Genomic DNA, 25,663 nt, shown 5'->3' on the forward strand with positions numbered 1-25,663 from the left:
CGACGTAATAAAAGATAAACGAAAACGACTATATTAGAAGAGGAGGAGCCATGGCTCAACCAACTATCGCCATCGTTGGACGTCCCAACGTTGGTAAATCAACACTATTTAACCGTATTGCGGGGGAACGCATTTCTATCGTAGAAGACGTGGAAGGTGTGACCCGCGACCGTATTTATGCTACTGGTGAGTGGCTGAATCGTAAGTTTTCCTTGATTGATACAGGTGGTATCGACGATGTGGATGCACCTTTCATGGAGCAAATCAAGCATCAGGCTGAGATCGCCATGGATGAAGCGGACGTTATCGTCTTTGTCGTATCAGGCAAAGAAGGTGTGACGGATGCTGACGAGTATGTATCGCGTATCCTTTATAAGACAAACAAACCAGTTATTTTGGTTGTCAATAAAGTCGATAACCCTGAAATGCGGAACGACATCTACGATTTCTATTCGCTTGGTCTTGGGGATCCCTATCCAGTATCTTCTGTGCATGGTATCGGAACAGGGGATGTCTTGGATGCTATCATTGAAAATCTTCCAGTCCAAGAAGCAGAAGAAAATCCAGACATTATCAAGTTTAGCTTGATTGGTCGTCCAAACGTTGGTAAATCCAGCTTGATTAACGCTATTTTGGGTGAAGAGCGCGTGATTGCTTCGCCTGTTGCGGGAACGACTCGTGATGCCATTGATACGCACTTTACAGATCCAGAAGGTCAAGAATTTACTATGATTGACACCGCAGGGATGCGCAAGTCTGGTAAGGTCTATGAAAATACGGAGAAATATTCTGTTATGCGTGCCATGCGTGCCATTGAACGTTCCGATGTCATATTGATGGTTATCAATGCCGAAGAAGGTATCCGTGAGTACGACAAACGCATCGCAGGCTTTGCCCATGAAGCTGGTAAGGGAATGATTATCGTGGTCAACAAGTGGGACACGCTTGAAAAAGACAACCACACCATGAAGCAGTGGGAAGATGACATTCGCGACCAGTTCCAGTATTTATCATACGCACCGATTATCTTTGTGTCAGCCTTGACCAAGCAACGCTTGCACAAGTTGCCTGAGATGATTAAGGCTATTAGTGAAAGCCAGAATACCCGCATTCCGTCGGCTGTCCTCAACGATGTCATCATGGATGCCATTGCTATCAATCCAACACCGACTGATAAAGGGAAACGTCTCAAGATTTTCTACGCGACACAAGTTGCGACCAAGCCACCAACTTTTGTGGTCTTTGTCAACGAAGAAGAGCTCATGCACTTCTCCTATATGCGTTTCTTGGAAAATCAAATCCGCAAGGCTTTTGTCTTTGAAGGAACACCGATTCACTTGATTGCACGGAAACGGAAATAAAAGAGGGCAACCTCTTTTTTCTTTGCACCTATTCGTAAATATGCTAGAATGGGACTAGGAGGTGTTGGTATGGTAGCGTTTCCGATTTGGCGAATTTTCTTTATACTGCTTTCTGTTTCCACTTTTAATTTTATTTTCTATGAAGACAGTCAGTACAAACCTTTTGGTCTTCGGTATTGGCTGGGACTGGTGGCTTGCATCTGGCTCAATTTGGTGACTTTGGCATCCTATTTTATCTCCTTTACAGGTGGTTCGATTATGGTCTATCATCGATTTGAACAGCCTACGGTTTTGCTTTTCATCTTCTTTTTGTTATGTGCAATTGGCCTAAGCTTCCTATCCCTACATGCGATGAAAACCCTCATTCGACGAACCAAGTATTACCGACAGCTGAGAAAGGGAGTCTAGTATGGAATTTTTAGGCGAACTAGTATTTGAATTTTTGGCGGGTTTGGCAGATTTCGATGAAAGAAAGTATGCTCCTTTTGGGCTTCGCTATTGGCTAGGTTGGTTGGGAGTTCAGATTCATTTCTTACTCCTAACCTTGCTCACTTGTGTGACCGTCTTCTTTTTCAAGTTTTTCTTGGATGGAAAAGGCTTGATTAACGTAGTGGTGGCAGTTGTTTTCCTGCTATTTGCCCTATTTTGGCTTTGGAAAAGCGGAAAAACAATCTTGAAAATGTGGCAAGCAACGATTTATTATTTAGCTATTCATTAGAGACACCAGTTTACCAGCTGGTGTTTTTTTGATGCCTAGGCAAGGAATTATCTCTTGAAATATGCTATAATGAAAAGATAATATTTTAGAGATTGTGCTAGGTCAAAAGAGGTATTGCTATGGGGCGTATGATGCCGGGGCGGGTTCGCCAAGAAGGAATTGATTTGTATGAGGCTGGGAAACTGACTGTTCTTCAGAGCGAGAATGGGAAGTTGGAGCTGGATATTGCTGGAGAACGTTTTACTTACAGCGATGAGGACAGTGATTTGCAGTGTAGTTGTCACTTGTTTCAAAGTAAGGGCTACTGTCAGCATTTGGCAGCCACGGAGTATTATTTAAAAAATGATGGGGCTGGTAAAAATCTGGAGCAGGAGCGGAAAGAAGAGGGGAATCAACACAAGGAAACGGTCCGGCGGACTTATTTTGGTGGCCTCTTTTTAGATGAGATTTTGCGTCCCAAGCCAGAAATGGGAATCAAGTATCGCCTCTCTGTTGAGGGGAGCTTGTTGCCTTATGATCGTCAGATAGACTGGACCTTGAAAATTAGCCGTTTACCAGACACCCGTGCCTATATTGTAAGGGACATTGGTGCTTTTTTGCGTTTGCTCAAGACCAATGGACATTACCAAATCGGGAAAAATTATTATGAGCAATTAGCCTATGAAAATTTTGATGAGCCTAGTCAGGCAGTCCTAGATTTTCTTTGGAACTTGGTTCCTGAGAAGGCTAGTTTAGATTCGGATATTTTGATCCACTTTGGCCGTCATTTTCGGTTGCCTCAAGCCTATTTTGAAGAGGGCTTAGAATTGTTGAATCGGTTGGATGGCTTTGTCTTTACCTATGAACAGCGTTCCTATTCGTCCTTGATGGTGCTTCCTTTGACGGAGGAAACTGGTCTGTATCATTTTGAAGTAATGGTCCATACGCTCATGATTGAGATGGTCATTCATGAAAAAGCTGTTCGTCCCCTTTTTCAAGGTCGCTACATCTTGGTAGATGGCGTTATTTATAGTGTTGATCGGAAGCAAGAACACCTGATTGCTCAGATTTCGAATCTGGTTCCTACCGAGTCAGGATTGAGAAAGGTTCAGGTCGATTTTCAAGATCAGAATCGTTTGGCTCTGAGTTTGCTGGATTTGCAGACCATAGGGACGGTCAAGGCGCCTAAACGCTTTAAAATTCACGATTTTACACCTCATTTCTATATGGAGATGGAGGCAAGTGGTAGTTTAATCTTGCACTTGGTTTTGGATTTTGATGGTCGCTTGGTCAGAAGTGAGGAAGAGTTGAGTTTGCTGCCATTTGCCAGTCATTTCCAGCACCTAGAAGCTGTCTATCAGGCGATTGGTTTGGCTGGTTTTCGTGGGAAATATTTGGCGCATAGACCTGCTCTTGGCCAACAGGAAGTCTATCCATTTTTCCGCCAGCAGTTACCACTTTTAGAGAGAATGGGGCAGGTCCGTTTATCAGAAGACCTTCAATCTCTTTTGGTAGAAGCCAAACCCCAGTTGGAAATTGTCAGAAATGGCTCGCTTTTGGATATTTCATTTGATCTGACAGGCATTGCTCAATCCGAAATTGATCAGGCACTGGAAGCCTTACTCAATCAAGAAGACCACTATACCAGCCCGAGTGGTAAGGTCCTAGTCTTTGATGAGGAAACTAAGAAAATCAGCCAGACCCTGCTGCAACTGAGAGCCAAGCATGGCAAGGGAGGGCAGGTTCAGGTTCATGCCTTGGCAGGTTATCAATTAGCCCAGTCCTTGTCAGGCTTTGATCAGGTTCGTTTTTCCAAGGATTTTCAGGAAATGGCTACCTATCTTGCTCAGCCAGACAGTTTTCCAATGCCAGATTTGGATGTGAAAACAGCACTCAGAGATTATCAGCAGACAGGTGTAAAATGGTTGTCCATGCTGGATCATTATGGTTTTGGTGGGATTTTGGCAGATGACATGGGACTTGGGAAAACACTACAAACCATTGCCTTTCTGTCCAGTCGGATGACGGAAACCACTCGTGTGTTGATTCTGGCTCCCTCTAGCTTAATTTATAACTGGGCGGAAGAATGCAAGCGATTTGCTCCAGACTTGGACCTAGCTGTTGTTCATGGAAGTAAGGAACAGCGAGTAGACTTGATTGGTCAGGAACATCAAATCTTGGTAACCTCCTATCCATCCTTTAGACAGGATAGTGACCTTTATAAGCAAGAGCATTTTGACTACCTGATTTTAGATGAGGCTCAGGTCATGAAAAATGCCCAATCTAAAATAGCTCAGCTACTGAGAGAATTTGAGGTTGGGAATTGTTTCGCTCTTTCAGGTACACCGATTGAAAATCATTTGACGGAATTGTGGTCTATTTTCCAAATTGTCCTCCCAGGTTTATTGCCCGGAAAACAAGCCTTTGGGAAAATGGCAACCAAGGACATTGCCAGAACTATTCAGCCCTTTGTCCTCAGACGGCATAAGGAAGATGTTTTGCAGGAATTGCCTGATTTGACAGAGGTCAATGTTCTGAATGAATTGACTGATGAACAAAAGACCGTCTATTTGGCCCAGCTCCAGCAAATGCAGTCCAAAATTATGGGTGCAGATGATGCCCAAATCAATCGAAGCAAGATTGAAATATTGTCTGGGATTACGCGATTACGTCAAATCTGTGATACGCCTAGTCTCTTTATGGATGATTTCAAGGGAGAAAGTGGCAAGCTCAATAGCCTGAAAGAACTGTTGGTACAACTGAAAGAAGGGGAACACAGGGTCTTGATTTTCTCCCAATTTAGAAACATGTTGGAGCAAATCGAAGGTCAATTAAATGAGCTTGGTCTGACTTCCTATACGTTGACAGGCTCGACCCCTGCCAATCAACGCCAAGAAATGACCCAGGCCTTTAATGCAGGTAGTCGGGATGCCTTCCTCATTTCCTTAAAAGCAGGTGGGGTTGGTCTCAATTTGACAGGGGCGGACACGGTTATTCTAGTTGACCTCTGGTGGAACCCTGCTGTGGAAGCCCAGGCCATTAGCCGTGCCCATCGAATGGGTCAGACTGAAAAAGTAGAATGCTACCGCCTGATTACCAGAGGTACCATTGAAGAAAAAATCCAAGCTCTGCAAGAAAATAAGAAAAATCTGGTCAAAACAGTCCTTGATGGAAATGAAAGTCGTGCAAACTTGACGGTTGAAGATATTCGTGCTATTTTGGGGATAGAGTAGAATAGTTAGATATAGTCCTATCATGGAATTAGGCAAATTTATACCAAGTGTGGTATAATATGGATTCGAAAGGATGACTTATGATTAGACAAGAAAAAAGGTTTCCACTAGTAGCAGATGATGAAGTACTGGTTGGAGAAAATCCGATTATGAGTTTATATGATGAGAGCGACTTGATTAGTAATATCAAAGGTCCTTATCAAGAAAAAGAATATAGCTGGGATGGAGATTCCCAACGGGGATCTCAGGCTAGTCCAATTGTTCAAACGGAAGATGAGCTTTTGCCACCTCTATTTGAAGCCAAGCCTAGCCATTATTCTCGGAAGGAACGGCTTCATCATACCTCGCCTGTTAAAATAACTTATGAAAAGACACAAGGGCAGTTGGCACGGGAACTTGCGAAAAAAGATTTAAAGAGAAAACAATCAGCAAGTTACCTGAGAGATGAAAAAACGGCTCCTGCAAAAGTTATTGTAAAGCCACCAGTTGCCGAAGCATCTGAGTCTAAAGCCAGTCAATTGAGTTGTTTGGCAGATCATTTAAGGCAGGATGACTATATTCTAGCAGATATGCCGGCGGTTTATTCACTGAAGAAGGAAGACAGAGAACAGGAACAGTCATTCAAAAAAAATTCATATGATTTTTTGAAGAAAAGTCAAGTCTATAATTATCCAGAACGACAACAACAAAAAGTACGTCAAATTGCTCAAGAGTTAAATTTGACAAATATGGGAGAAGAATAGCATGTCAAAAAAGTATCATTTTATCGGAATTAAAGGTTCGGGAATGAGTGCCTTGGCGCTGATGTTGCACCAAATGGGCTACCAGGTTCAGGGAAGCGATGTAGAGAAGTATTATTTTACCCAACGTGGTTTGGAACAGGCGGGAATTGAAATCTTGCCATTTGATGAAAAAAATATCACAGCAGATGTTGAATTGATTGCAGGGAATGCCTTCCGTCCTGATAATAATGTTGAGATTGCTTTTGCTGATGCCCAAGGTTTTAGCTACAAACGCTACCATGAATTTCTTGGTGAATTTATGAAAGGCTTCACGAGTTTCGGAGTTGCTGGGGCTCACGGAAAAACGTCAACTACAGGACTTTTGGCGCACGTGATGCGCAATATCACAGATACTTCATTCTTGATTGGTGATGGTACAGGGCGCGGTTCTGCCAATGCTCAGTATTTTGTATTCGAATCAGATGAATATGAACGTCATTTTGCCCCATATCATCCAGAATACAGTATCATTACCAATATAGATTTTGACCATCCTGATTATTTTACAAGTCTGGAAGATGTCTTCAATGCCTTTGATGACTATGCAAAACAAGTAAAAGAAGGCCTATTTGTCTTCGGTGAAGATGAGCAACTCCGCCGTATTACTGCAAATGCACCAATTTATTACTATGGTTTTGAGGAAAACAACGATTTTGTTGCCTATGATTTAAAACCTTCGACAACTGGTTCACAATTTAAAGTTCGTTATAAAGAGCAAGAATTGGGTGAATTCCAAATTCCAACTTTTGGTAAACATAATGTTATGAACGCGACGGCAGTCATTTCCAATCTTTATATTGCTGGATTTGACTTGGCGTTAGTTGCTGAGCATTTGAAAACTTTCGGTGGTGTGAAACGTCGTTTTACAGAGAAAATTGTTAATGATACTGTCATTATTGATGATTTTGCACACCATCCAACAGAAATCATTGCAACCATTGATGCTGCACGTCAAAAATACCCAAGCAAAGAGTTGGTTGCCATTTTCCAACCGCATACATTTACTCGTACCATTGCGCTCTTGGATGAATTTGCAGAAGCCTTGAACGGAGCTGATGCTGTTTATCTAGCACAAATTTATGGTTCGGCGCGTGAAACAGATAATGGTCAAGTGAAGGTGGAAGACTTAGCAGCTAAAATTAACAAAAAAGGTGGACTTATTACAGTCGAAAACACTTCGCCTCTCTTGGATCATGAGAATGCAGTCTATGTATTTATGGGAGCAGGGGATATTCAGTCCTATGAGTACTCTTTCGAAAGACTCTTATCAAATCTAACAAATAATGTTCAATAAACGAGGAAGACGGAGGCCGAAGGCCCCTGTTTTTCCGCTATATAAGGGAGAAAAATATGGAAATTCGTTTTGCAAATCCCTTGGATTTAGAGCAAGTGATTCGGCTAGAAAAAGAAAATTTTGCGCCTGAAGAACAGATTTCAGAAGCAGTTTTGGAAACCTATTTGATGCACTTACATCAAACTTGTCTTGTAATGGAACAGGATGGTGAAATAGCAGGCTTTATTCTTTCCAGTCCTTCAGAGTCACCGACTGTTTCAGATGCTATTTTTCATCTAAACAGTGACCAGCTACCTATTGGAGAGTATTTAGCTATCGCCAGTCTTTCTGTTTCAGATACATTCAAGGGACAAGGAGTTGGCACCCTTCTCTTGGCAGCCTTAAAAGAAGTAGCTCAATCAAGAGGTTTTATGGGGATAGCCTTAACTTGTAAGGATTATTTGATAGGCTACTATGAAATTAATCATTTTGAAGATTTAGGCCCATCTTCGTCTCAATTTGGTGGACAATTATGGTACGACATGTACTGGAAAGCTTTGTAAAAAGGTAGTTCTTGCAATTCGTCTGCCTTTAAGATATAATGTATAGTAACTGTGTGAAAGGAGCAAAAGCGTGACAAAGGATACGAATGAAAATAACACGCAGTCTTCAAGTTTTCGAGATCAGATTTTACGTGATTTAGAAGAATTGAGGGTGAAACGACAAGCAGAGCAGGAAGGGAATATTCTTTCTGATCAAAGAAATGAAATTATCAACGAACTTCACGTGCCACATACTGAAGATACTGTTGTTGAACAGAATTTAGATACAATTAAAATAGAGAATATCTCCCCAACTGATACAAATCAAATCGAATCTAATATAGACGTCCAGTTCAGCACACCTTACGAAGATGTTAGCCCAAGTCTCTCAAGTGAAGAACCAGAATTTATCATTGAAAAAGAAACTTCGACTTCAGTTCCTCAGGATACCGTTGAGAGAAACCTTGCCGAATTACGTCATTTAGTTGCTGCAAATGAGTCGGAATTTGCGAGTGCGCCAGCAACGCACAATGAACTAGTAGAAGAAAGTCTGAATCAAGAATCTTTAGATGATACTTTTGTAGACTTCCCACTGGAGGATGTATCAGCAGTTACCGGAGATACAGAAGTGTTGACTCTTGGAGAAACCATCATTGCATCTAAAGCTTTGGTAAATCCAGAAACTGATGAAGTTGAAGAACAAGAACCCACTGTCAGTCAATCTAGAAGAACAGCATTACAAAAGACAAAGACTAGTAAGCAACGTCGCCAAAGTCAAGACAAGGCAGCGAAACGCATTGTTTCAATTATTATGTCAATTGTTGTTGTGGCCTTATTGGTTACCGGTATTGCAGGTTTCATGTGGGTTAAATCTAGTCTAGAACCCGTCAATGCCAAAGCAACTGAGGCAGTACAAGTGGAAATCCCAGAAGGATCAACAACACTTGATATTGGTAATATTTTGGTAGACAATAAGTTGATTAAAAATGCTACAGTCTTTAACTATTATTCAAAGATTAAGAGCTATAATAATTACCAAAGTGGCTATTATAATTTGTATCAGAACATGTCTGTAGATGACATTGCAAAAGCATTGCAAGAGAGTGGAACTCCAACCCCACAAAAAGAAGCAGCTGGTAAAATTCTGATTGTAGAAGGCTATACTTTGGCACAAATTGCCCAAGCAGTCACAAATAATACTAAAACTGAAGATAAGAATGATAAGACACCATTTACTGCAGAGCAGTTTATGGCTACAGTAACCAACCAAGAATTCATTAATCGTATGGTCGCTGCTTATCCGCAATTGTTTGCAAGCCTACCTGCAACGGATAGTGGTGTAATCTACCAGTTGGAAGGCTATCTGTTCCCTGCAGTTTATGAATATGCTGATGATACAACAATTGAAGAATTAGTTGAACAAATGATTGCAGCAATGGATACTCGTTTGCAACCTTATTATGAAACGATTGCGGCGAAAAACTTAACTGTAAATGAAGTATTGACACTTGCTTCACTTGTAGAAAAAGAAGGTTCAACGGACGAAGACCGACGTAATATTGCAAGTGTATTCTTTAACCGCATCAATGCAGGAATGCCTTTGCAATCAAATATTGCAATTCTATATGCGCAAGGTAAACTTGGTCAAGAAACTACTTTGGCAGAAGATGCAGGTATCGATACCAATATTGAATCACCATACAATATTTATTGGACAGCAGGTTTGATGCCTGGTCCAGTTGATAGCCCAAGTGTATCTGCTATTGAAGCAGTTATAAATGCAAGCACAACAGATTACTTGTACTTCGTAGCTGATGTAACTACTGGAACAGTTTATTTTGCAAAAACAATTGAAGAACACGATCAAAACGTTGCAAAATATGTAAATGCTCACTTACAGTAATAATTAGTATATTTAATACAAAATTATGTGGTTTTCCACATAATTTTGTTTTCATAAAAATAATGAAAAGGAAATGAAAATGGCAGAAAAAACATATCCAATGACCTTGGAAGAAAAAGAAAAACTTGAAAAAGAATTAGAAGAGCTTAAGCTCGTCCGTCGTCCTGAAATTGTAGAACGTATTAAAATTGCACGTTCATACGGGGATCTCTCAGAAAACTCTGAGTACGAAGCAGCTAAGGATGAACAAGCCTTTGTAGAAGGTCAAATTTCAACGATTGAAACCAAAATTCGTTACGCTGAAATTGTTAACAGTGATGCAGTTGCAGCAGATGAGGTAGCGATTGGTAAGACTGTTACTGTCCAAGAAGTAGGTGAAACGGAAGAGGAAGTTTACCATATCGTTGGTGCTGCAGGAGCAGATGCCTTTGCAAGTAAGATTTCTAACGAAAGCCCAATCGGTCATGCCTTGATTGGTAAGAAGACAGGAGATGTGGCTACGATTGAAACACCTGCTGGTAGCTACGATGTTAAAATCTTAAAAGTTGAAAAAACAAAATAAGGTGTGGAGAGGGTCAAATTTGACTCTCTTTTTTGAGCACAATAAAACAACCACCTGACCAGATGGTTGTTTGCTATTGCTTATCTAGACCGTTGTTTACCAGCGTTTCGATTGCTTTTTTTAGAAGTTTTTTCTTCAATGATAGCTGATGCTTTTGGAGTCACATCTTTGATATTTGATTTATATGGTTTTGGAGGATTGTTTTTGAACTCTTCTTCCACTTTTGCACGAATACGTGGTTTCAAGATAAAGTTAGTGAGAGCTTGTTGGATTAGACCGATAAGACCTCCGACTACCCAGTAAAGTGTAACGCCTGCAGGCGAAGACCATGAGAACATGACAATCATGAGGGGATTCATAATAGCAACAGTACGCATTTGTTTCTTCTGTTCTTCATCCATACCAACCTGCATTAAGAGGGATTGGATGTAATACAGAATACCAGCAACAGCAGTGAGGATGAGGCTTGAAGAACCGAGGTCAATACCAAGGAAGGTCGCTTCAGAAATTCCAGGAGTGTAACGAGCTGCATAGAAGAGGGCTGTAAAGAATGGCATTTGGATCAACAAAGGTAGGCACCCCATACCACCAAACATGCTGACACCGTATTGTTTTTGAGCTGCAAAGAACTCTTGTTGTGCAGCCAATTGCTCTTCTTGCGAGCTAGCATTTCTCATCCGTTCTTGGATTGGACCTAGAATTGGTTTGAGATAATTCATTTTCTCAGACTGGTAGGTTGATTTCCAAGATTGGTAGATACCAAGTGGCATGATGAGTAGACGGACAATCAATGTTACGATGATGATAGCAATACCAAAACCGAGACCTTGATTTTCAGCAAAGAACTTAATCAAATTCCCCATTGGTTCGACGAGATAGTTGTAGACCCATCCCTCACCAGTTGGAACACCATTTTTAGTTTGAACACATCCAGATAGGAAAAGTAAGGTTGACAGCGCTAGGCCAGTCAATAACATTCGTTTATTCTTTTTCAAATTGATACATTCCTTTTTTACAAGATACATTCTATTTTACTTTTTTTATTATTAAACTTCAAGTTTTATCTATGACTGACCTGAAAATCATGGAAATCTTCAAAATTTGCTAGGGTTACATCCAAATAGCTCACTTTGGCCATTCGGGAAGGACCTTTTCGGATTTCGTGGATAAAATGGCTGAGCTTCTCAGCGTTCTCGGATTGAGCTAGGATGGTGACCGTACCATCATCATTGTTCCAAACTCTGCCGTAAATATCACCGATTTCCACTGCTAAAAATTGAACAGACCAACGAAAACCGACCCCTTGCACTCGGCCAGATGCAATCATTTTTACCTTTCGCATAAGATTCTCCTTTTGACAAGAATTTTACTTTATTATATCATTGTTGAATAAGAAAGAAAATGAGGAAATTATGGAAGTTATCCGTTCAAAATCCAATAATTTAATCAAGCAGATTAAGAAATTACAGCAGAAGAAGTACCGTCGTTCTTCCTACTTGATAGAAGGTTGGCATTTGTTAGAAGAGGCTTTGGCTGCTGGTGCAAGTATTGAACACATTTTGGTAGTTGAAGAGCATGTAGACAAGGTTGCCCAGTTGGAAAAGGTGACAGTGGTTAGTCCAGAAATCATGCAGGACTTGGCTGATTCCAAGTCACCTCAAGGAGTAGTAGCCCAACTAGCCCTTCCTAGTCAGGAACTCCCTGATCAGCTAGCAGGTAAATTTCTGGTCTTGGAAGATGTGCAGGATCCAGGAAATATCGGAACGATCATTCGGACGGCTGATGCAGCAGGTTTTGATGGTGTATTTTTGACTGATAAGTCGGCTGATATGTACAATATGAAGGTCCTTCGTTCTATGCAGGGTAGTCACTTTCATTTGCCGATTTATCGTTTGCCAATTGGGGATATTTTCTCTACCTTAAAACACCATCAGGTGGAGATTTTGGCAACGACCCTATCTAGTCAGTCAGTGGATTATAGGCAGGTAGCACCAGGGTCTAGCTTTGCGCTTGTTATGGGCAATGAAGGTCAGGGGATTTCGGACTTTGTGGCAGAAGAGGCAGATCAACTGGTCCACATCACCATGCCAGGTCAGGCGGAGAGTTTAAATGTTGCTATTGCTGCGGGAATTTTAATCTTTAGCTTTATTTAAGCCAAGAAGAATAAACTGTGTTATAATAACAAAACGAGGTTCACATTTATGGGTGCTTATAAAAAAGATAAAGAATATATGGCTTACGTCGGCCACTTGATTGACACTAAAAAGGTGCAGAAATTGGCAGACATTCCCCACCACTATCATTCGACACGCTTGGAACATTCAATCAATGTTTCCTATACTAGCTATAAAATCGCTAAGAAATTTGGCTGGGATGCCAAGTCGACTGCTCGAGGTGGTCTTCTACACGACCTCTTCTTCTATGACTGGCGTGAAACAAAATTTAACAAGAGTCATGCTTGGGTCCATCCACGGATTGCCAAGCGCAATGCAGAAAAATTGATTAAACTCAATAAGGTAGAAGAAGATATTATTGTCAAGCATATGTTTGGTGCAACCATTGCTCCGCCGCGTTATAAGGAATCATGGATTGTGACCTGCGTAGACAAGTATTGGGCAGTACGTGAGTTTACCCTGCCCTTACAATATAAATGGAAAAATCGAAAGGTCCTGCGTTTTCAGTAGGATATAAAAGGAGAAGCATATGAATAACGATTCATTTATTATCAATCAGGTGGATAATACCGCCCTCAACCGTTTCTTTGGTAAGATTTACGGTGTTGTTGCTATGGGGATTGGCTTGTCAGCCCTTGTTTCCTTCTTGGCCGTTACCGTCTTCCAACAATTACTCTATTCCTTGCTTAGTGCTGGTTCCATTGTCATGATGTTAGTCATGTTGGGGCAGATTGCTTTGGTGGTTACAGCTTCTACAATGGCCGCAAAAAATAGTCCAATGGCCTTGCCAATGTTCTTAGCCTACTCGGTAACAAACGGCTTGACCATCAGTATGGTCTTGATGTTCTACACGACCGAAACAGTTGCCTTGGCCTTCCTATCAGCTGCTTTGATGTTTGCCATTATGGCAGTCATCGGTATGACAACCAAGAAAAACCTTTCTGGTATGGCCCAGGCCTTGCGAGCTGCCCTTTGGGGAATTATGATTGCTAGTGTCATCAATATCTTCCTTCGCAGCTCAGGCATTAGCTTTGCCATGTCTATCGTATCTGTTCTTGTTTTCTCGGGCTTGATTGCCTATGACAACCAACGCATCCGTAACGTTTTTGAACAGACCGGTGGCAATGTGCAAAATGGTTGGGTAGTCTCAATGGCCCTCCAACTTTACCTTGACTTTGTCAACCTCTTCCTCAACTTGCTTCGCATTTTTGGTGGTTTGAGTAGAGACTAATTATGACATATAAAAAAAGAGGGGTGCCCTCTTTTTTTATGTCGTCTGTTATGCTAGAGCTCCCATTGGATCCCATGGGGCAAGGACTTGTGGTTGAGCTTGATAAGCTGCTAGTTCTTCTGGTGTGAGGAATTCTTTTCGGACAACAATCTGATAAGTATACTCGTCCATCCAGCTGTCTGATGCGACGAAGTATCCCTTGTCACCAACCTTGTCACCCCAAGAGTTTTCTACTTTCCATTTGAGAGGTTGCTCATTATCGTCTAAATCAACACCAGTTAAGACCATAGCGTGGGTCATCAAACTTTCGGAGTAGTCTAATCTTCCGGCCTTGTCTTGATGGAAATGGATACCCAGTCCTGAAGAGAAGTCGTAGGTGTTGGTTGCCATAATACCAGTTTGACGATTGCTACTTTGACCGACATCGGAACCAAACCAAACGGACTCACCAGCTTTGAGTTGGGTAATAGCCAGTTCTTTAAACCGGTTCATTTCTACATTGAGGTAGCGGACAGCAGGGGCGCCAACAACGTTCCCCAACAATTCGACTGTATAAGATTTATTGTAGGGTTTATCAGTTGTTGGAGCGTTGATAATGGAGACATAGTCAGATAGTTTCAAACCAACGTATTTCTCGTAGAATGCCTGAGGTGTTACATTTGTATCACGGTGATAGACATTGTCTTTATCTCTATATGCAAAATCAAAGCTGCGAGGAGGGAGTCCAAGGTTGACGGCTAGGAAGTTAAAGATTTCTTGAAGTAAGTTTTCTTTTTGTACTTGAACTTCTTCTGATGAAGCTCCTTTGGCAAGGAGGTCTCGCAAGATTTGTGCATCTTGACGGAGCAATTTGTTAAGGTACTGATTGAGCTCACGACTGGCACTGGATGAGATAGATTCTGGATAGACGGATTTCGGTACCACACCATATTTTTCAAATAGAGCAACAACCATATCCCATTGACCGCCATCTTGTTGCGGGGTATCCAATAAGAATTTTACCTTACGGCTACCAATTTCTTGGTCAGCTATGGCAATGATTTGTTCGAGGAACCAGTTGGACTTTTCATATTTATCCCAAAAGAAGGTATGGGCCTGTGATAGCTCAAAATTTTCCAGTTTGAAGTCAGAGATGAGCTTGTGGCGGAAGGTATTCAATGCAGCAAACATCCAGCAACGTCCAGAAGCCTTTTGGTTTGAAACAGCGTCCTTGGTCAAGTCGATTGAAAAGACATAGTCATTGTCGATGGCGCTTTGGCGTGTTTCTAAGGATTTCAAAAGTCCGTTGTGGCTCACGGCATTTTCGGTTGCCTGTAAGCTTGGATTAGCTAGATAGTTGGCATACAAGCGTTCTGTAAAATCAAAATCTAATGTTGACATATATTACTCCTTTTTTAATGATATTCACATTATAACGCTCGAAATTTATTTTGCAAGTATTTGGTGGAGTTGAAAGCTACAGTTCCTCACATATTTGTGGTATAATAGGAAAAATATTTGATGAGGTAGAGAGATGACCAAGACACCATTTGTTAGTAAAGAAGTTTTAGACACCATTACGGAGCAATTTCCGACACCTTTCCATTTGTATGATGAAAAAGGTATTCGTGAGAAGGCCCGTGCCCTCAATGCGGCTTTTTCATGGAACAAGGGCTTTAAGGAATATTTTGCGGTCAAGGCGACTCCAACTCCAGCTATTTTAAAAATTCTTCAAGAAGAAGGCTGTGGAGTAGACTGTGCAACGGATGTAGAAGTGTTGATGAGTGAGAAATTGGGCTTTAAGGACATCATGTTCACATCCAATGATACCCAAGCGCAAGAATTTGTCTATGCCAGAAAAGTTGGGGCAACCATTAACCTTGATGCCTATGAGCATATTGAATTTTTGAAAAATGTTGCTGGGATTCCAGAGACGGTCTGCCTCCGTTACAATCCAGGTGGGGTCTTCTCGCTGGGAACGGACATTATGGACCACCCAGAAGAGTCTAAATTTGGCATGACCAAGGACCAGTTGATGAAGGGTTACAAGGAATTGAAAGAACTGGGTGTCAAGGAATTTGGAATCCATGCCTTTCTGGCTTCAAACACTGTTACCAATGATTACTACCCTGTTCTAGCTCGCCAACTCTTTGAATTGGCCTTGGAAATCCGTGAGGAAACAGGTGTGACCTTAGACTTTATCAACCTCTCAGGCGGGATTGGTGTCAACTATCGTCCTGAACAAGAGCCGAATGACATTGCGGTTATCGGAGAGGGAGTTCGCAAGGTCTATGAGGAAATTCTCGCGCCAGCAGGTATGGGACATGTCAAAATCTTTACGGAATTGGGACGTTTTATGTTAGCGCCACACGGTCACTTGATTACCAAGGTCCTTCACCGTAAGGAAACCTATCGGACTTATATTGGTGTCGATGCATCGGCTGCCAACCTCATGCGCCCAGCCTTCTATGGCGCCTACCACCATATCACCAATATCACGCGCCCAGATGCGCCAATCGAGGTGGTGGATGTGGCAGGTTCCCTCTGTGAAAACAACGACAAGTTTGCGGTCAATCGTGAATTACCACGGGCAGAAGTAGGAGACACCTTGGTCATTCATGACAGTGGGGCTCACGGCTTCTCCATGGGCTACAACTACAACGGTCGTCTGCGTTCCTCTGAAATTCTTTTGCAGGAAGATGGCACAGCGCGTATGATTCGTCGGGCAGAAACTCCTGAGGATTATTTTGCGACCATTTACGGTTTTGATTTTGACAGGTAAGTCTTGGAAAAGCCTGCTGAATTTGGTATAATAGAAGCAGTTATGTAGAAATAAAGATTTGAGGAGATTGATATGCAATTAGGTATCGGTTTAGTAATTGTTTTGTTGCTTGTGGCATTTGCAGGTGGTGTAGCCTTGGGTATTTACTTGTCACGCAAACAAGTAGAAAACTACATTGCTGATAAGCCAGTTTTGGATGAAAATGCTTTGCGCTTGATGATGAGCCAAATGGGTCAAAAACCAAGCGAAGCAAAAGTACAACAAGTACTTCGCCAAATCAAGAGCCAACAAAAAGTGGCAAGCAAGAAAAAATAATCAAACTGGGACTGGGATATTCATTCCCAGATCCCATTTTTTGAGTAGAAAAGAAAGGCTAGTCAGATTTTCTGGCTATTCTCAGTATTATGGATAATCGACCAATAGGTTTTTTAGATTCAGGTGTGGGGGGATTAACGGTTGCGCGTGAGTTAATGCGCCAGCTTCCCCATGAAGAAATCGTTTATATCGGAGATTCGGCACGGGCACCTTATGGACCACGTCCCGCGGAACAAATCAGAGAATATACTTGGCAGCTGGTCAATTTCCTTTTGACAAAAAATGTAAAAATGATTGTCTTTGCCTGCAATACGGCAACAGCGGTAGCCTGGGAAGAAGTCAAGGAAAAGTTGGATATTCCTGTTTTGGGTGTTATTTTACCAGGTGCTTCGGCAGCTATTAAGGCAACGCAAACTGGTAAGGTTGGTGTCTTAGGAACGGCTATGACCATTCAATCCGATATCTATCGACAAAAGATTCAGGCCCTTTCTCCAGAAACGCAGGTAGACAGTCTGGCTTGTCCCAAATTTGCACCACTGGTTGAGTCCAATAGCCACCAATCCAGCCTTGCCAAAAAGGTTGTTTACGAGACACTTCGTCCACTCGTTGGGAAAGTGGACACCTTGGTTTTGGGCTGCACCCATTATCCTCTGCTTCGGCCCATTATCCAGAATGCCATGGGCAAGGATGTCAAGTTGATTGACAGTGGGGCAGAGTGTGCGCGGGATATTTCGGTTTTGTTGAATTATTTTGAAATCAACCGTAGCCGTACAGAAAAGGATATTCAGCATCAATTTTACACAACAGCTAGTCCAGCAGCTTTTAAAGAAATAGCTGAAAGCTGGATGGGCATTGATATTCATGTGGAGCATGTAGAACTATGACAAACAAGATATACGAATACAGAGATGAGCATAACTGGTTTATTGGAAAGGCTAGCTTTGCCAACCTATTTGGTTCATTTGGAGAAAATGGAAGAGAGCAGGAAGTTTACCAAATTGGTCAGTTGTTTGATAAACTGATTGCAGGTAACTATGAAGATGAGAATTTCAACCAGTGTGTTAACATTGAGGTGATTAAACTTCAGTCTGAATTTGCCCTCTTTCAATTTGCCTGTGATGTTTTGAATGAGTTAAACAATCGCCAGTTCAAAGTTCTCCAACACCAAGGAGCTATTCTGGTAACAGAGAACGACAAACTTCTCTTAGTCCATCTGCCCCAAGCAGGGGTTAGCACGGCAGATTTCTTCGGTCAAGACAAGGGATTGGCAAGCGTAGGAGATACGATCTTGATTGCCACTAAAAATGAAGGCAAGACCAAGGAATTCCGTAAGTTTTTTGAACGATTTGGCTACCAGGTCGAGAACCTCAACAACTACCCTGACCTGCCAGATGTAGCAGAAACAGGGATGACTTTTGAGGAAAATGCACGGCTCAAGGCTGAAACCATAGCAGAGCTGACAGGCAAAATGGTCTTGGCTGATGATTCAGGTTTGAAGGTTGATGCTCTTGGTGGTTTGCCAGGAGTTTGGTCTGCCCGTTTTTCAGGACCAGATGCCACAGATGAGCTCAATAATGCCAAGCTCTTGCACGAGTTGGCCATGGTCTTCGACTTGAAAAATCGTTCGGCACAATTCCATTGTACCCTGGTTATGGCTGCTCCAAATCGTGAGAGTTTGGTGGTCGAGGCGGACTGGGAAGGCTTTATCGGTATGGAGCTTCGTGGGGAAAATGGGTTTGGATATGATCCACTTTTCCTCGTAGGTGAAACAGGCAAGACCTCGGCAGAATTGACCTTGGAAGAAAAAAATAAGATTTCCCACCGTGCACAAGCACTAGAAAAATTAGTGGAGGCATTTCCAGTATGGCAGGAGCAAGCAAAACAATCCTAGTCATGAGTGACTCTCATGGAGATAGACAGATTGTAGAGGATATTAAACATCATTATCTTGGCAAGGTCGATGCCATCTTTCACAATGGTGATTCAGAGCTAGATAGTCAAGACAGCTTGTGGGAGGGTATTCAAGTGGTCAATGGCAACTGCGACTACTTTGGAGGCTACCCTGACCAGCTCATTACTCAATTGGATGGTGTGACTATCGCTCAGACTCATGGTCATCTTTATGGCATTAATTACGGCTGGCAACGGTTGGACTACTGGGCCCAGGAAGTGGATGCGGACATTTGTTTGTATGGGCATTTACATGTACCAGATGCAGAGGTGCGTGGCAAGACCCTCTTCCTCAATCCAGGTTCTGTCAGCCAACCTCGTGGCTTGGTCAGAGAATGTCTTTATGCCCTTGTGACCATCTATGAAGACCGTTTTCATGTGGACTACTATAACCGCCACCATCAACTTTTCCCAGCATTGACAAAGGATATTTCACGATGATTGCACGAGAATTTGAAGCTTTTTTACTGGATCAAGAAGAAACTTTCCTGACACCAGCAGATAAATTGGCTGTTATCATTGATACCCATAATATTGACCATGCCAAGCTGTTACTCAGCCACATGACCTATTCCCGTGTGCCCGTGGTAACAGAAGATGGTCGTTTCTTCGGCACTATTGGCTTAACAGAGATTATAAAATACCAGGCTGAAAATGAGCTATCAGATGATGAATTGAATCAAGATATTTCCCTGATTGCTAAGACAGACGAGGAGACGGTTGGCTTGGATTATGATTTGACAGAAGTCATGCGAAAGCTAGTCGACCAATCTTTCCTACCCGTTTTAGGAGAAAATAGAGAATTTCTAGGTATTATTACCCGTAAATCCATTCTCAAAGCTATCAATGCTCTCCTGCATAATTTCCCCCTACCATCAAAAGAAGGTAAGAAATGAAGCAGGCCATAGAAGCGTTTATCCAGAGTAAAAAGGTCAGTGTCAATAGTCAAAAATCCTATACCTACGACCTGCAGCAATTTGTGGAGCTGACCAAGGGGGATATTCACCAGCAATCCTTACTGGTCTATCAACAGTCACTTCTAGACTTGAAACCTGCTGCTCAGAAGAGAAAACTCTCAACGGTCAATCAATTTCTCTACTTTCTCTATGAAAGTGGTCGCTTGGACAGGTTTTACAAGCTACAGGCTCTGACAGGTCCAGCCAGCGTCAAAAAGAAACTGGAGCGTGAGGATCTATCTCCCCTCTTTCAAGAAAGTCCTTGGCTAGAAGGTCAGCTCATCGCACTTTTGATAGCCTATTTAGGCTTGACGCCTAGTGAAATAGCAGAGCTGACCAGCAAGCAGGTTAATTTGGATTTTCAAGTTCTGACAGTTGAGAAAGGTGTGACCAAGCGTGTACTTCCTTTGCCCAAAGAGTTAGTTGGCTATCTTGAAGGCCATCTGACAGGGCAATATGTCTTTGACAAGAAAGGTCAGACCTATTCTCGCCAATGGTTTTTCAATCGCTTGACCGAATTTGTTCAATCCATTGGGAAGTCGGATTGGACCGCTCAAAAATTGCGAGAACAGTATATTCTAGCTCAAATAGGAGATGGAAAATCCTTGGACCAAATCGCCAAGCAGTTGGGACTAAAAACAAGCATGAGTTTGGAAAAATTTAGATAATGGATATAAAATTAAAAGATTTTGAAGGACCTCTGGATCTCTTGCTTCACCTGGTGTCCAAGTATCAAGTAGATATTTACGAGGTTCCAATTACAGAGGTCATTGAGCAATACCTTGCCTACATTGCCACCTTACAGGCCATGCGTTTGGAGGTGGCAGGAGAGTATATGGTCATGGCCAGTCAGTTGATGGTCATTAAAAGCAGGAGGCTCTTGCCAAAAGTCGTTGAACAGACAGACCCTGAGGATGACCCAGAAATGGATCTCTTGGATCAATTGGAAGAATACCGCAAGTTCAAGCTAATCAGCGAAAAACTGGGAGAACAGCATGATGAAAGGGCCAATTATTTTTCAAAACCTAAATTAGATTTGATTTATGAGGATGTCCAGCTGGCTAAAGATAAGACTGTCATCGATATTTTCCTTGCCTTTTCTAAGGTCATGGCTGAAAAACAGGCCAGCCTTCGTCAGTCACATGCAACCATTGCTCGGGATGAGTATAAAATCGAAGACATGATGGACCTTGTCCGTAGTCGTTTTGAGACTAACCCTCGTATTGAACTGGGCCAGCTCTTTAAGGAGAGCCAGGACATCAATGAGGTCATTACCATTTTTCTGGCAACCTTGGAATTGGTCAAGGTTCATGAAATTGTTCTGGAACAGGCAGAAACCTTTGGAGACATTTATCTAGTAAGGAGTGAACATGAATCGCTTAGCTGAAATCGAAGTCCTGCTCTTTGTAGCAGGTGAGGATGGCTTGAGCTTACGCAATTTGGCAGAGATGCTGGAATTGCAGCCCACAGCTGTCAGCCAGCAATTAGAAAAACTCAGTGAAAAATACATGGCTGACAAGGCATCAGGCCTGGCTCTCTTAGAATCTTCCAACCGCTACAAGTTGGTCACGAAGAAAGAGTATGCCGACCTTTTGCGGATTTATGCTAAGACACCCATCAACCAGACCATGTCCAGAGCTCTTTTGGAAACCTTGTCGATTGTTGCCTACAAACAGCCGATTACTCGGATTGAAGTCGATGATATTCGTGGGGTCAATTCCAGCGGTGCCATCAGTAAGTTGCAGGCCTTTGACCTTATCCGTGAGAATGGGAAGAAAGAGGTTCTTGGTAGACCCAATCTCTATGTAACGACGGATTATTTCCTGGATTACATGGGGATCAACAGCCTAGAAGAATTGCCAGATGTGTCAGAAATCGACTTGGTTGAGCAAGAAACTGAGCTATTCATAGAAAGAAATGAGTTAGAAGATGAGAATTAACAAATACATTGCCCACGCTGGTGTAGCCAGTCGTCGTAAGGCAGAAGAATTGATTAAGCAAGGCTTGGTAACTGTTAATGGTCAAGTTGTTCGCGAATTGGCAACGACCATTAAGTCAGGCGATAAGGTAGAAGTGGAAGGCCAGCCGATTTACAACGAGGAGAAAGTGTATTACCTACTCCATAAGCCAAAAGGTGTTATTTCCAGTGTGTCAGACGACAAGGGAAGAAAGACGGTTGTGGATTTGTTGCCAACGGTCAAAGAACGGATTTATCCTGTTGGTCGTTTGGACTGGGATACTTCAGGTGTCCTGATTTTGACCAATGACGGTGATTTTACGGATGAGATGATCCACCCTCGTAATGAGATTGATAAGGTGTACTTGGCGCGTGTCAAAGGGGTTGCCAACAAGGATGTTTTGCGTCCCTTGACCCGTGGTGTTGTCATTGATGGCAAGAAAACCAAACCAGCTGTTTACGAGATCATCAAGGTAGACCCTGTTAAAAATCGTTCTGTGGTCGAGTTGACCATCCATGAGGGACGTAATCACCAGGTTAAGAAGATGTTTGAAGCAGTTGGTTTACAGGTGGACAAACTCTCTCGTACCCGTTTTGGGAATTTGGACTTGACTGGTTTACGCCCAGGAGAATACCGCAAGCTCAATAAGAATGACATCAGCAAACTGCATACCTTGGCTGTTACCAAGCCTGTGAAAAAATAATGACGAGACTATTAATCGGCTTGGTCCGATTCTATCAGAAATTTATTTCTCCCCTTTTTCCGCCCTCCTGTCGCTATCGGCCGACTTGTTCAGCTTATATGATTGAGGCCTTGCAGAAACATGGTCTCAAGGGGATTTTGATGGGCCTGGCTCGTATTGGGCGTTGCCATCCTTTTGTGGAAGGTGGAGAAGATCCTGTCCCAGACAGGTTTAGCTTGAAGCGTCATATACAGAAGTAGGGAGACCTACTTTTTCTTTTGGATATTTATTCAGAATAATGGGGTTGAAATGTATGTTTATGATTTATTCATAATATCATACTAACATCATTAGCAAATAACGAATTTTCTTTAAAAGAATCTTGCATAAATATTCTAAAATGTGCTATACTAATTGAAATAATATAAAGGGGTAGAGATATGAAAAAAATGAAGAAATTTGCTCTTGCAGGGGTTAGCTTGCTTTCCCTAGCAATATTAGCAGCTTGTCAAAGTAAAGAAAGCACGAGCACAATTGATTTATCTTTTGAGTCGGAAGTGACACATGAAGGTCAGGCAATCAGTGGCGGGCAGTTTAAGTATGCTTTGGTTGCTTCTGCACCATCCACAGGTATTTTGTTAGATGAGCTTGCTCAGACGGGAGTGGATGCTCCGTTTGCCTCTATGGTTGATATTTCTATGTTTGGCTATAATGCAGACCGTAAATTGGATGATTCAGGACTTGCCAAGGCTGAATTTGATGTGGATGCCAAGACTGTCACTGTTAGTTTGACAGGCAAGGATTACAAGTGGTCAGATGGTCAGCCATTTACTATCGATGACTATATTTTCACGATTGAGCAGTTAGCTAGTCCTGATTATACAGGTGTTCGTGCTGATACAACCTACACCAATATTGTTGGTTTTGAAGAGCTACAGGCAGGAACAGCCAGTGAAATTTCTGGCGTCAAGAAAGTTGACGACTATACAGTTGTTCTGACTGTCAAAGAGATGTCGCCTTCTATGATGTATGCAGGTGGTGGAGTTCCTGAATTGGTTATGCCCAAGCATATTTTCAAGGATATTGCGGTCAAAGATTGGGAATCAAGTGACTACGCTCGTACTGCCAAAGTTGTTGGGATGGGACCTTACAAGGTCAAGGAAATTGTCAGCGGCGAATCAGTTACCTATGTACCAAATGAATATTACTTCAAAGGAAAAGTTAAGCTAGATAGTTACAAGATTGATATCGTTTCTCCAGACACCATCGTTTCTGAGATGAAAGCCGGAAACTATGATTTGGCTGAAATGCCGACAGATCAATATGAATCTTACAAAGATTTGTCTAACATTACCTTGCTAGGTAGCTTAGAAGGTATCTACAACTATATCGGCTTCAATCTTGGTAAATATGATGAAGCAAGTGGCAAAAACGTGACCAATCCAGACGCTAAGATGAACAATGTCAAATTGCGTCAGGCTATGGGCTATGCCTTGGATAATACTGCTATCGGCGAAAAATTATACAATGGCTTGTATCACCCAACCAACTCACTCATCATTTCCTTCTTTGGCGATGTGCATGATGCGAACTTAGCAGGTTATAGCTATGACCCTGAAAAAGCTAAACAATTGCTAGATGAAGCTGGTTACAAGGATGTCGATGGTGACGGAATCCGTGAAGATGCCAATGGCAAACCGCTGAAGATCAGTGTCGCTGCTCAGAAATCAACTGAAACGCAGGAAACCATGGTGCAACAATACCTGACCTGGTGGAAGGAAATTGGTCTGAATGTGGAGCTTTACACTGGAAGAACCATCGAATATAACACCTTCTATGAATCCATTGCGGCCAATGACGAGGGAATTGATGTTTACCTCGCGGCTTGGATTGCTGGTCTTGATCCAGATCCAACTTCTTTGTGGGGACCTGAAGCTATGTATAACTATACTCGTTTCGTTTCTGATGAGAATACAGCTCTCTTAAACAAGATTGCTTCTGCAGAATCATTTGATGAAGCGAAGAATATTGCGAATTACAAGGCTTGGCAAGAATATGCCTTTGAGCAAGCATTTGCTATTCCAACCCTCGAACGTGAAAGCATTACTGCCGTAAACAAACGGGTTAAATACTATGACGTTTACATCGGTTCGGACAGCAAGTCAAGTCCTGAAAAGATTGAATTGACAGCTGAAAAAGGTGTTGCTGCACAATAATTCTCTGACAGAGTCCAGATGGGCTCTGTTTTTTTCAATTTTTTTGAAAAAATAGAGCAAAACACTTGATTTTCAGCCTTCTTTAAGCTACAATATAAACACGATTTCATTGATTTAACTCAAACCTGTTGTGAGTTAAGTGAATGAATCATCATTCACCATGCTGTTTGCTGAGCTTGACTCCGGGCAGTGTGGCTATTTTTTTGTCCGAATCGTTGCATATCTAGTTTGAGGAAATGAAAAGTATGAATATTGAAGAATTACAGTATACAGAAGAGACTGCCAAGAACCACATTGTCTTGTTTGAGCCACAAATTCCCCAGAATACAGGGAATATAGCTCGGACCTGTGCCGCGACCAACAGCCCCCTTCATATCATCAAGCCCATGGGTTTTCCAATTGATGACCGCAAGATGAAACGTGCTGGCTTGGATTATTGGGATAAGTTGGATGTTCGTTTTTATGAAAATCTGGCCTCATTTATGGACTATGCCAGCAAGCATGGCCAGGTCCATTTGGTATCTAAGTTTGCGGACAAAACCTATTCCGAAGAGAGTTATCAGGAGGGGATTCATTTCTTCCTCTTTGGTCGTGAAGACAAGGGCTTACCAGAAGATTTTATGCGAACGCATCCAGAGAAAGCTATTCGGATTCCCATGAATGATGAGCATGTTCGTAGTCTCAATGTCTCCAATACGGTATGTATGATTGTCTATGAAGCCCTTCGTCAGCAAAACTTTATGGGCTTAGAGTTGGTCCATACCTATGATGAAGATAAACTAAAATAAGTTTTGAAAATGATTCAAAGCCTTGCACTTGCAGGGCTTTTTTGGTATGATGAAAGAGTCTTCAGGGCAGGGTGAGATTCCCGACCGGCAGTGTAAAACGTGGCTATTTTGTTTTAAGACTAGGCAGCGATTCGAAGACTATACTGAATGTATGTCGAGATGAGCTAACGCTGTATTTGAACAAAATAGACCGTTGGAAGTCTGCGAGCGAAAGCTGATGTGGTGCAACTCCACAACCGACAGTAAAGTCTGGATGGGAGAAGACGAAGTGCAGTTTGT

General features: G+C 42.1%; 28 protein-coding genes and 1 riboswitch. Of the genes, 25 read left to right on the top strand and 3 right to left on the bottom strand.

Features of this window, described 5'->3' with window-relative positions; all coding sequences use genetic code 11:
- Positions 1-50: 50 nt before the first annotated feature.
- From der to greA, 9 genes are all read left to right on the top strand, one after another.
- Positions 51-1,361: a ribosome biogenesis GTPase Der gene (gene der, locus C1E99_RS05690; protein WP_099810276.1), complete on the top strand. Its 1,311-nt coding sequence runs from the start codon at positions 51-53 to the stop codon at positions 1,359-1,361.
- A 69-nt stretch (positions 1,362-1,430) separates the two neighbouring features.
- Complete coding sequence (locus C1E99_RS05695) at positions 1,431-1,769, top strand: MFS transporter (protein ID WP_105206899.1); 339 nt, start codon at positions 1,431-1,433, stop codon at positions 1,767-1,769.
- A 1-nt stretch (position 1,770) separates the two neighbouring features.
- Positions 1,771-2,079, top strand: a complete 309-nt coding sequence (locus C1E99_RS05700) for a hypothetical protein (RefSeq protein ID WP_105206900.1) — start codon at positions 1,771-1,773, stop codon at positions 2,077-2,079.
- Positions 2,080-2,198: 119 nt separating this feature from the next.
- Entirely contained in the window at positions 2,199-5,291 is a 3,093-nt protein-coding gene (locus C1E99_RS05705) for a DEAD/DEAH box helicase (RefSeq protein WP_105206901.1), read from the top strand.
- Positions 5,292-5,371: 80 nt separating this feature from the next.
- Positions 5,372-6,034: a hypothetical protein gene (locus tag C1E99_RS05710; protein ID WP_105206902.1), complete on the top strand. Its 663-nt coding sequence runs from the start codon at positions 5,372-5,374 to the stop codon at positions 6,032-6,034.
- 1 nt (position 6,035) lies between these two features.
- Positions 6,036-7,367 (top strand): UDP-N-acetylmuramate--L-alanine ligase, encoded by a 1,332-nt coding sequence (gene murC, locus C1E99_RS05715; protein ID WP_105206903.1) that lies wholly within the window; start codon positions 6,036-6,038, stop codon positions 7,365-7,367.
- 56 nt (positions 7,368-7,423) lie between these two features.
- Complete coding sequence (locus C1E99_RS05720; protein WP_105107293.1) at positions 7,424-7,909, top strand: GNAT family N-acetyltransferase; 486 nt, start codon at positions 7,424-7,426, stop codon at positions 7,907-7,909.
- Between the two features lie 70 nt (positions 7,910-7,979).
- Positions 7,980-9,791 carry an endolytic transglycosylase MltG gene (gene mltG, locus C1E99_RS05725; protein ID WP_105206904.1) on the top strand — a complete coding sequence of 604 codons (1,812 nt, stop codon included), beginning with the start codon at positions 7,980-7,982 and terminating at the stop codon, positions 9,789-9,791.
- Between the two features lie 79 nt (positions 9,792-9,870).
- Entirely contained in the window at positions 9,871-10,353 is a 483-nt protein-coding gene (greA, locus tag C1E99_RS05730) for a transcription elongation factor GreA (protein WP_044676942.1), read from the top strand.
- Between the two features lie 80 nt (positions 10,354-10,433).
- Here greA and yidC read toward each other — a convergent pair whose 3' ends face one another.
- Together yidC and C1E99_RS05740 are read right to left on the bottom strand one after the other, a co-directional pair.
- On the bottom strand, positions 10,434-11,348 hold the full coding sequence (yidC, locus tag C1E99_RS05735; protein ID WP_161951158.1) for a membrane protein insertase YidC: 915 nt from the start codon (positions 11,346-11,348) through the stop codon (positions 10,434-10,436).
- Positions 11,349-11,413: 65 nt separating this feature from the next.
- Positions 11,414-11,695: an acylphosphatase gene (locus C1E99_RS05740; RefSeq protein ID WP_105206906.1), complete on the bottom strand. Its 282-nt coding sequence runs from the start codon at positions 11,693-11,695 to the stop codon at positions 11,414-11,416.
- A 70-nt stretch (positions 11,696-11,765) separates the two neighbouring features.
- On the opposite strand from C1E99_RS05740, the gene C1E99_RS05745 reads away from it, so the two are divergent.
- Genes C1E99_RS05745 through C1E99_RS05755 form a run of 3 tightly spaced genes read left to right on the top strand, consistent with a single transcriptional unit; the run spans position 11,766 to position 13,758 of the window.
- Complete coding sequence (locus C1E99_RS05745; protein WP_105206907.1) at positions 11,766-12,506, top strand: TrmH family RNA methyltransferase; 741 nt, start codon at positions 11,766-11,768, stop codon at positions 12,504-12,506.
- A 48-nt stretch (positions 12,507-12,554) separates the two neighbouring features.
- Entirely contained in the window at positions 12,555-13,037 is a 483-nt protein-coding gene (locus tag C1E99_RS05750; RefSeq protein WP_105107298.1) for an HD domain-containing protein, read from the top strand.
- A gap of 19 nt (positions 13,038-13,056) precedes the next feature.
- Complete coding sequence (locus C1E99_RS05755; protein ID WP_105206908.1) at positions 13,057-13,758, top strand: Bax inhibitor-1/YccA family protein; 702 nt, start codon at positions 13,057-13,059, stop codon at positions 13,756-13,758.
- A 48-nt stretch (positions 13,759-13,806) separates the two neighbouring features.
- Here the strand turns inward: C1E99_RS05755 and pepC are convergent, their stop codons facing one another.
- The gene (gene pepC / locus C1E99_RS05760) at positions 13,807-15,138 is read right to left on the bottom strand and encodes an aminopeptidase C (protein ID WP_105206909.1); all 1,332 of its coding nucleotides are present in this window, start codon (positions 15,136-15,138) and stop codon (positions 13,807-13,809) included.
- 133 nt (positions 15,139-15,271) lie between these two features.
- Here pepC and C1E99_RS05765 point away from each other — a divergent pair, with 133 nt between their 5' ends.
- The 13 genes from C1E99_RS05765 to C1E99_RS05825 all read left to right on the top strand — a co-directional run bounded on the left by C1E99_RS05765 (position 15,272) and on the right by C1E99_RS05825 (position 25,384).
- Positions 15,272-16,519, top strand: a complete 1,248-nt coding sequence (locus C1E99_RS05765) for a diaminopimelate decarboxylase (RefSeq protein WP_105206910.1) — start codon at positions 15,272-15,274, stop codon at positions 16,517-16,519.
- Between the two features lie 72 nt (positions 16,520-16,591).
- Complete coding sequence (locus C1E99_RS05770; RefSeq protein WP_105206911.1) at positions 16,592-16,834, top strand: YneF family protein; 243 nt, start codon at positions 16,592-16,594, stop codon at positions 16,832-16,834.
- Between the two features lie 89 nt (positions 16,835-16,923).
- Complete coding sequence (gene racE, locus C1E99_RS05775) at positions 16,924-17,718, top strand: glutamate racemase (protein WP_044766967.1); 795 nt, start codon at positions 16,924-16,926, stop codon at positions 17,716-17,718.
- Complete coding sequence (locus tag C1E99_RS05780; protein ID WP_105206912.1) at positions 17,715-18,725, top strand: nucleoside-triphosphate diphosphatase; 1,011 nt, start codon at positions 17,715-17,717, stop codon at positions 18,723-18,725. The genes racE and C1E99_RS05780 overlap by 4 nt, the downstream gene beginning before the upstream one ends.
- Positions 18,698-19,225, top strand: a complete 528-nt coding sequence (locus C1E99_RS05785; RefSeq protein ID WP_105206913.1) for a metallophosphoesterase — start codon at positions 18,698-18,700, stop codon at positions 19,223-19,225. Before C1E99_RS05780 ends, C1E99_RS05785 begins: the two co-directional genes overlap by 28 nt.
- On the top strand, positions 19,222-19,680 hold the full coding sequence (cbpB, locus tag C1E99_RS05790) for a cyclic-di-AMP-binding protein CbpB (RefSeq protein WP_105206914.1): 459 nt from the start codon (positions 19,222-19,224) through the stop codon (positions 19,678-19,680). Before C1E99_RS05785 ends, cbpB begins: the two co-directional genes overlap by 4 nt.
- Positions 19,677-20,408, top strand: coding sequence for a site-specific tyrosine recombinase XerD (gene xerD / locus C1E99_RS05795; protein ID WP_105108130.1), 732 nt, complete (start codon positions 19,677-19,679; stop codon positions 20,406-20,408). Before cbpB ends, xerD begins: the two co-directional genes overlap by 4 nt.
- On the top strand, positions 20,408-21,127 hold the full coding sequence (locus C1E99_RS05800) for a segregation/condensation protein A (RefSeq protein WP_105206915.1): 720 nt from the start codon (positions 20,408-20,410) through the stop codon (positions 21,125-21,127). The genes xerD and C1E99_RS05800 overlap by 1 nt, the downstream gene beginning before the upstream one ends.
- Complete coding sequence (scpB, locus tag C1E99_RS05805) at positions 21,111-21,680, top strand: SMC-Scp complex subunit ScpB (RefSeq protein WP_105206916.1); 570 nt, start codon at positions 21,111-21,113, stop codon at positions 21,678-21,680. The genes C1E99_RS05800 and scpB overlap by 17 nt, the downstream gene beginning before the upstream one ends.
- The gene (locus C1E99_RS05810; protein WP_105206917.1) at positions 21,670-22,401 is read left to right on the top strand and encodes a pseudouridine synthase; all 732 of its coding nucleotides are present in this window, start codon (positions 21,670-21,672) and stop codon (positions 22,399-22,401) included. The genes scpB and C1E99_RS05810 overlap by 11 nt, the downstream gene beginning before the upstream one ends.
- Entirely contained in the window at positions 22,401-22,640 is a 240-nt protein-coding gene (yidD, locus tag C1E99_RS05815; RefSeq protein WP_222328333.1) for a membrane protein insertion efficiency factor YidD, read from the top strand. The genes C1E99_RS05810 and yidD overlap by 1 nt, the downstream gene beginning before the upstream one ends.
- Before the next feature lie 180 nt (positions 22,641-22,820).
- Entirely contained in the window at positions 22,821-24,596 is a 1,776-nt protein-coding gene (locus C1E99_RS05820) for an oligopeptide ABC transporter substrate-binding protein (protein ID WP_105206919.1), read from the top strand.
- Positions 24,597-24,841: 245 nt separating this feature from the next.
- Complete coding sequence (locus C1E99_RS05825) at positions 24,842-25,384, top strand: tRNA (cytidine(34)-2'-O)-methyltransferase (protein ID WP_105206920.1); 543 nt, start codon at positions 24,842-24,844, stop codon at positions 25,382-25,384.
- Positions 25,385-25,437: 53 nt separating this feature from the next.
- Positions 25,438-25,653: riboswitch (FMN riboswitch) on the top strand.
- The last annotated feature ends 10 nt before the right edge of the window (positions 25,654-25,663 follow it).

The sequence above is a fragment of the Streptococcus suis genome, assembly GCF_002964045.1.
Classification (GTDB): domain Bacteria; phylum Bacillota; class Bacilli; order Lactobacillales; family Streptococcaceae; genus Streptococcus; species Streptococcus suis_U.

Excerpts from the sequence above, each read along its gene's own strand:
- der (WP_099810276.1), top strand. The coding sequence starts at position 51 with ATGGCTCAACCAACTATCGCCATCGTTGGACGTCCCAACGTTGGTAAA.
- C1E99_RS05695 (WP_105206899.1), top strand. The coding sequence starts at position 1,431 with ATGGTAGCGTTTCCGATTTGGCGAATTTTCTTTATACTGCTTTCTGTT.
- C1E99_RS05700 (WP_105206900.1), top strand. The coding sequence starts at position 1,771 with ATGGAATTTTTAGGCGAACTAGTATTTGAATTTTTGGCGGGTTTGGCA.
- C1E99_RS05705 (WP_105206901.1), top strand. The coding sequence starts at position 2,199 with ATGGGGCGTATGATGCCGGGGCGGGTTCGCCAAGAAGGAATTGATTTG.
- C1E99_RS05710 (WP_105206902.1), top strand. The coding sequence starts at position 5,372 with ATGATTAGACAAGAAAAAAGGTTTCCACTAGTAGCAGATGATGAAGTA.
- murC (WP_105206903.1), top strand. The coding sequence starts at position 6,036 with ATGTCAAAAAAGTATCATTTTATCGGAATTAAAGGTTCGGGAATGAGT.
- C1E99_RS05720 (WP_105107293.1), top strand. The coding sequence starts at position 7,424 with ATGGAAATTCGTTTTGCAAATCCCTTGGATTTAGAGCAAGTGATTCGG.
- greA (WP_044676942.1), top strand. The coding sequence starts at position 9,871 with ATGGCAGAAAAAACATATCCAATGACCTTGGAAGAAAAAGAAAAACTT.
- C1E99_RS05740 (WP_105206906.1), bottom strand. The coding sequence starts at position 11,695 with ATGCGAAAGGTAAAAATGATTGCATCTGGCCGAGTGCAAGGGGTCGGT.
- C1E99_RS05745 (WP_105206907.1), top strand. The coding sequence starts at position 11,766 with ATGGAAGTTATCCGTTCAAAATCCAATAATTTAATCAAGCAGATTAAG.
- C1E99_RS05750 (WP_105107298.1), top strand. The coding sequence starts at position 12,555 with ATGGGTGCTTATAAAAAAGATAAAGAATATATGGCTTACGTCGGCCAC.
- C1E99_RS05755 (WP_105206908.1), top strand. The coding sequence starts at position 13,057 with ATGAATAACGATTCATTTATTATCAATCAGGTGGATAATACCGCCCTC.
- pepC (WP_105206909.1), bottom strand. The coding sequence starts at position 15,138 with ATGTCAACATTAGATTTTGATTTTACAGAACGCTTGTATGCCAACTAT.
- C1E99_RS05765 (WP_105206910.1), top strand. The coding sequence starts at position 15,272 with ATGACCAAGACACCATTTGTTAGTAAAGAAGTTTTAGACACCATTACG.
- C1E99_RS05770 (WP_105206911.1), top strand. The coding sequence starts at position 16,592 with ATGCAATTAGGTATCGGTTTAGTAATTGTTTTGTTGCTTGTGGCATTT.
- racE (WP_044766967.1), top strand. The coding sequence starts at position 16,924 with ATGGATAATCGACCAATAGGTTTTTTAGATTCAGGTGTGGGGGGATTA.
- C1E99_RS05780 (WP_105206912.1), top strand. The coding sequence starts at position 17,715 with ATGACAAACAAGATATACGAATACAGAGATGAGCATAACTGGTTTATT.
- C1E99_RS05785 (WP_105206913.1), top strand. The coding sequence starts at position 18,698 with ATGGCAGGAGCAAGCAAAACAATCCTAGTCATGAGTGACTCTCATGGA.
- cbpB (WP_105206914.1), top strand. The coding sequence starts at position 19,222 with ATGATTGCACGAGAATTTGAAGCTTTTTTACTGGATCAAGAAGAAACT.
- xerD (WP_105108130.1), top strand. The coding sequence starts at position 19,677 with ATGAAGCAGGCCATAGAAGCGTTTATCCAGAGTAAAAAGGTCAGTGTC.
- C1E99_RS05800 (WP_105206915.1), top strand. The coding sequence starts at position 20,408 with ATGGATATAAAATTAAAAGATTTTGAAGGACCTCTGGATCTCTTGCTT.
- scpB (WP_105206916.1), top strand. The coding sequence starts at position 21,111 with ATGAATCGCTTAGCTGAAATCGAAGTCCTGCTCTTTGTAGCAGGTGAG.
- C1E99_RS05810 (WP_105206917.1), top strand. The coding sequence starts at position 21,670 with ATGAGAATTAACAAATACATTGCCCACGCTGGTGTAGCCAGTCGTCGT.
- yidD (WP_222328333.1), top strand. The coding sequence starts at position 22,401 with ATGACGAGACTATTAATCGGCTTGGTCCGATTCTATCAGAAATTTATT.
- C1E99_RS05820 (WP_105206919.1), top strand. The coding sequence starts at position 22,821 with ATGAAAAAAATGAAGAAATTTGCTCTTGCAGGGGTTAGCTTGCTTTCC.
- C1E99_RS05825 (WP_105206920.1), top strand. The coding sequence starts at position 24,842 with ATGAATATTGAAGAATTACAGTATACAGAAGAGACTGCCAAGAACCAC.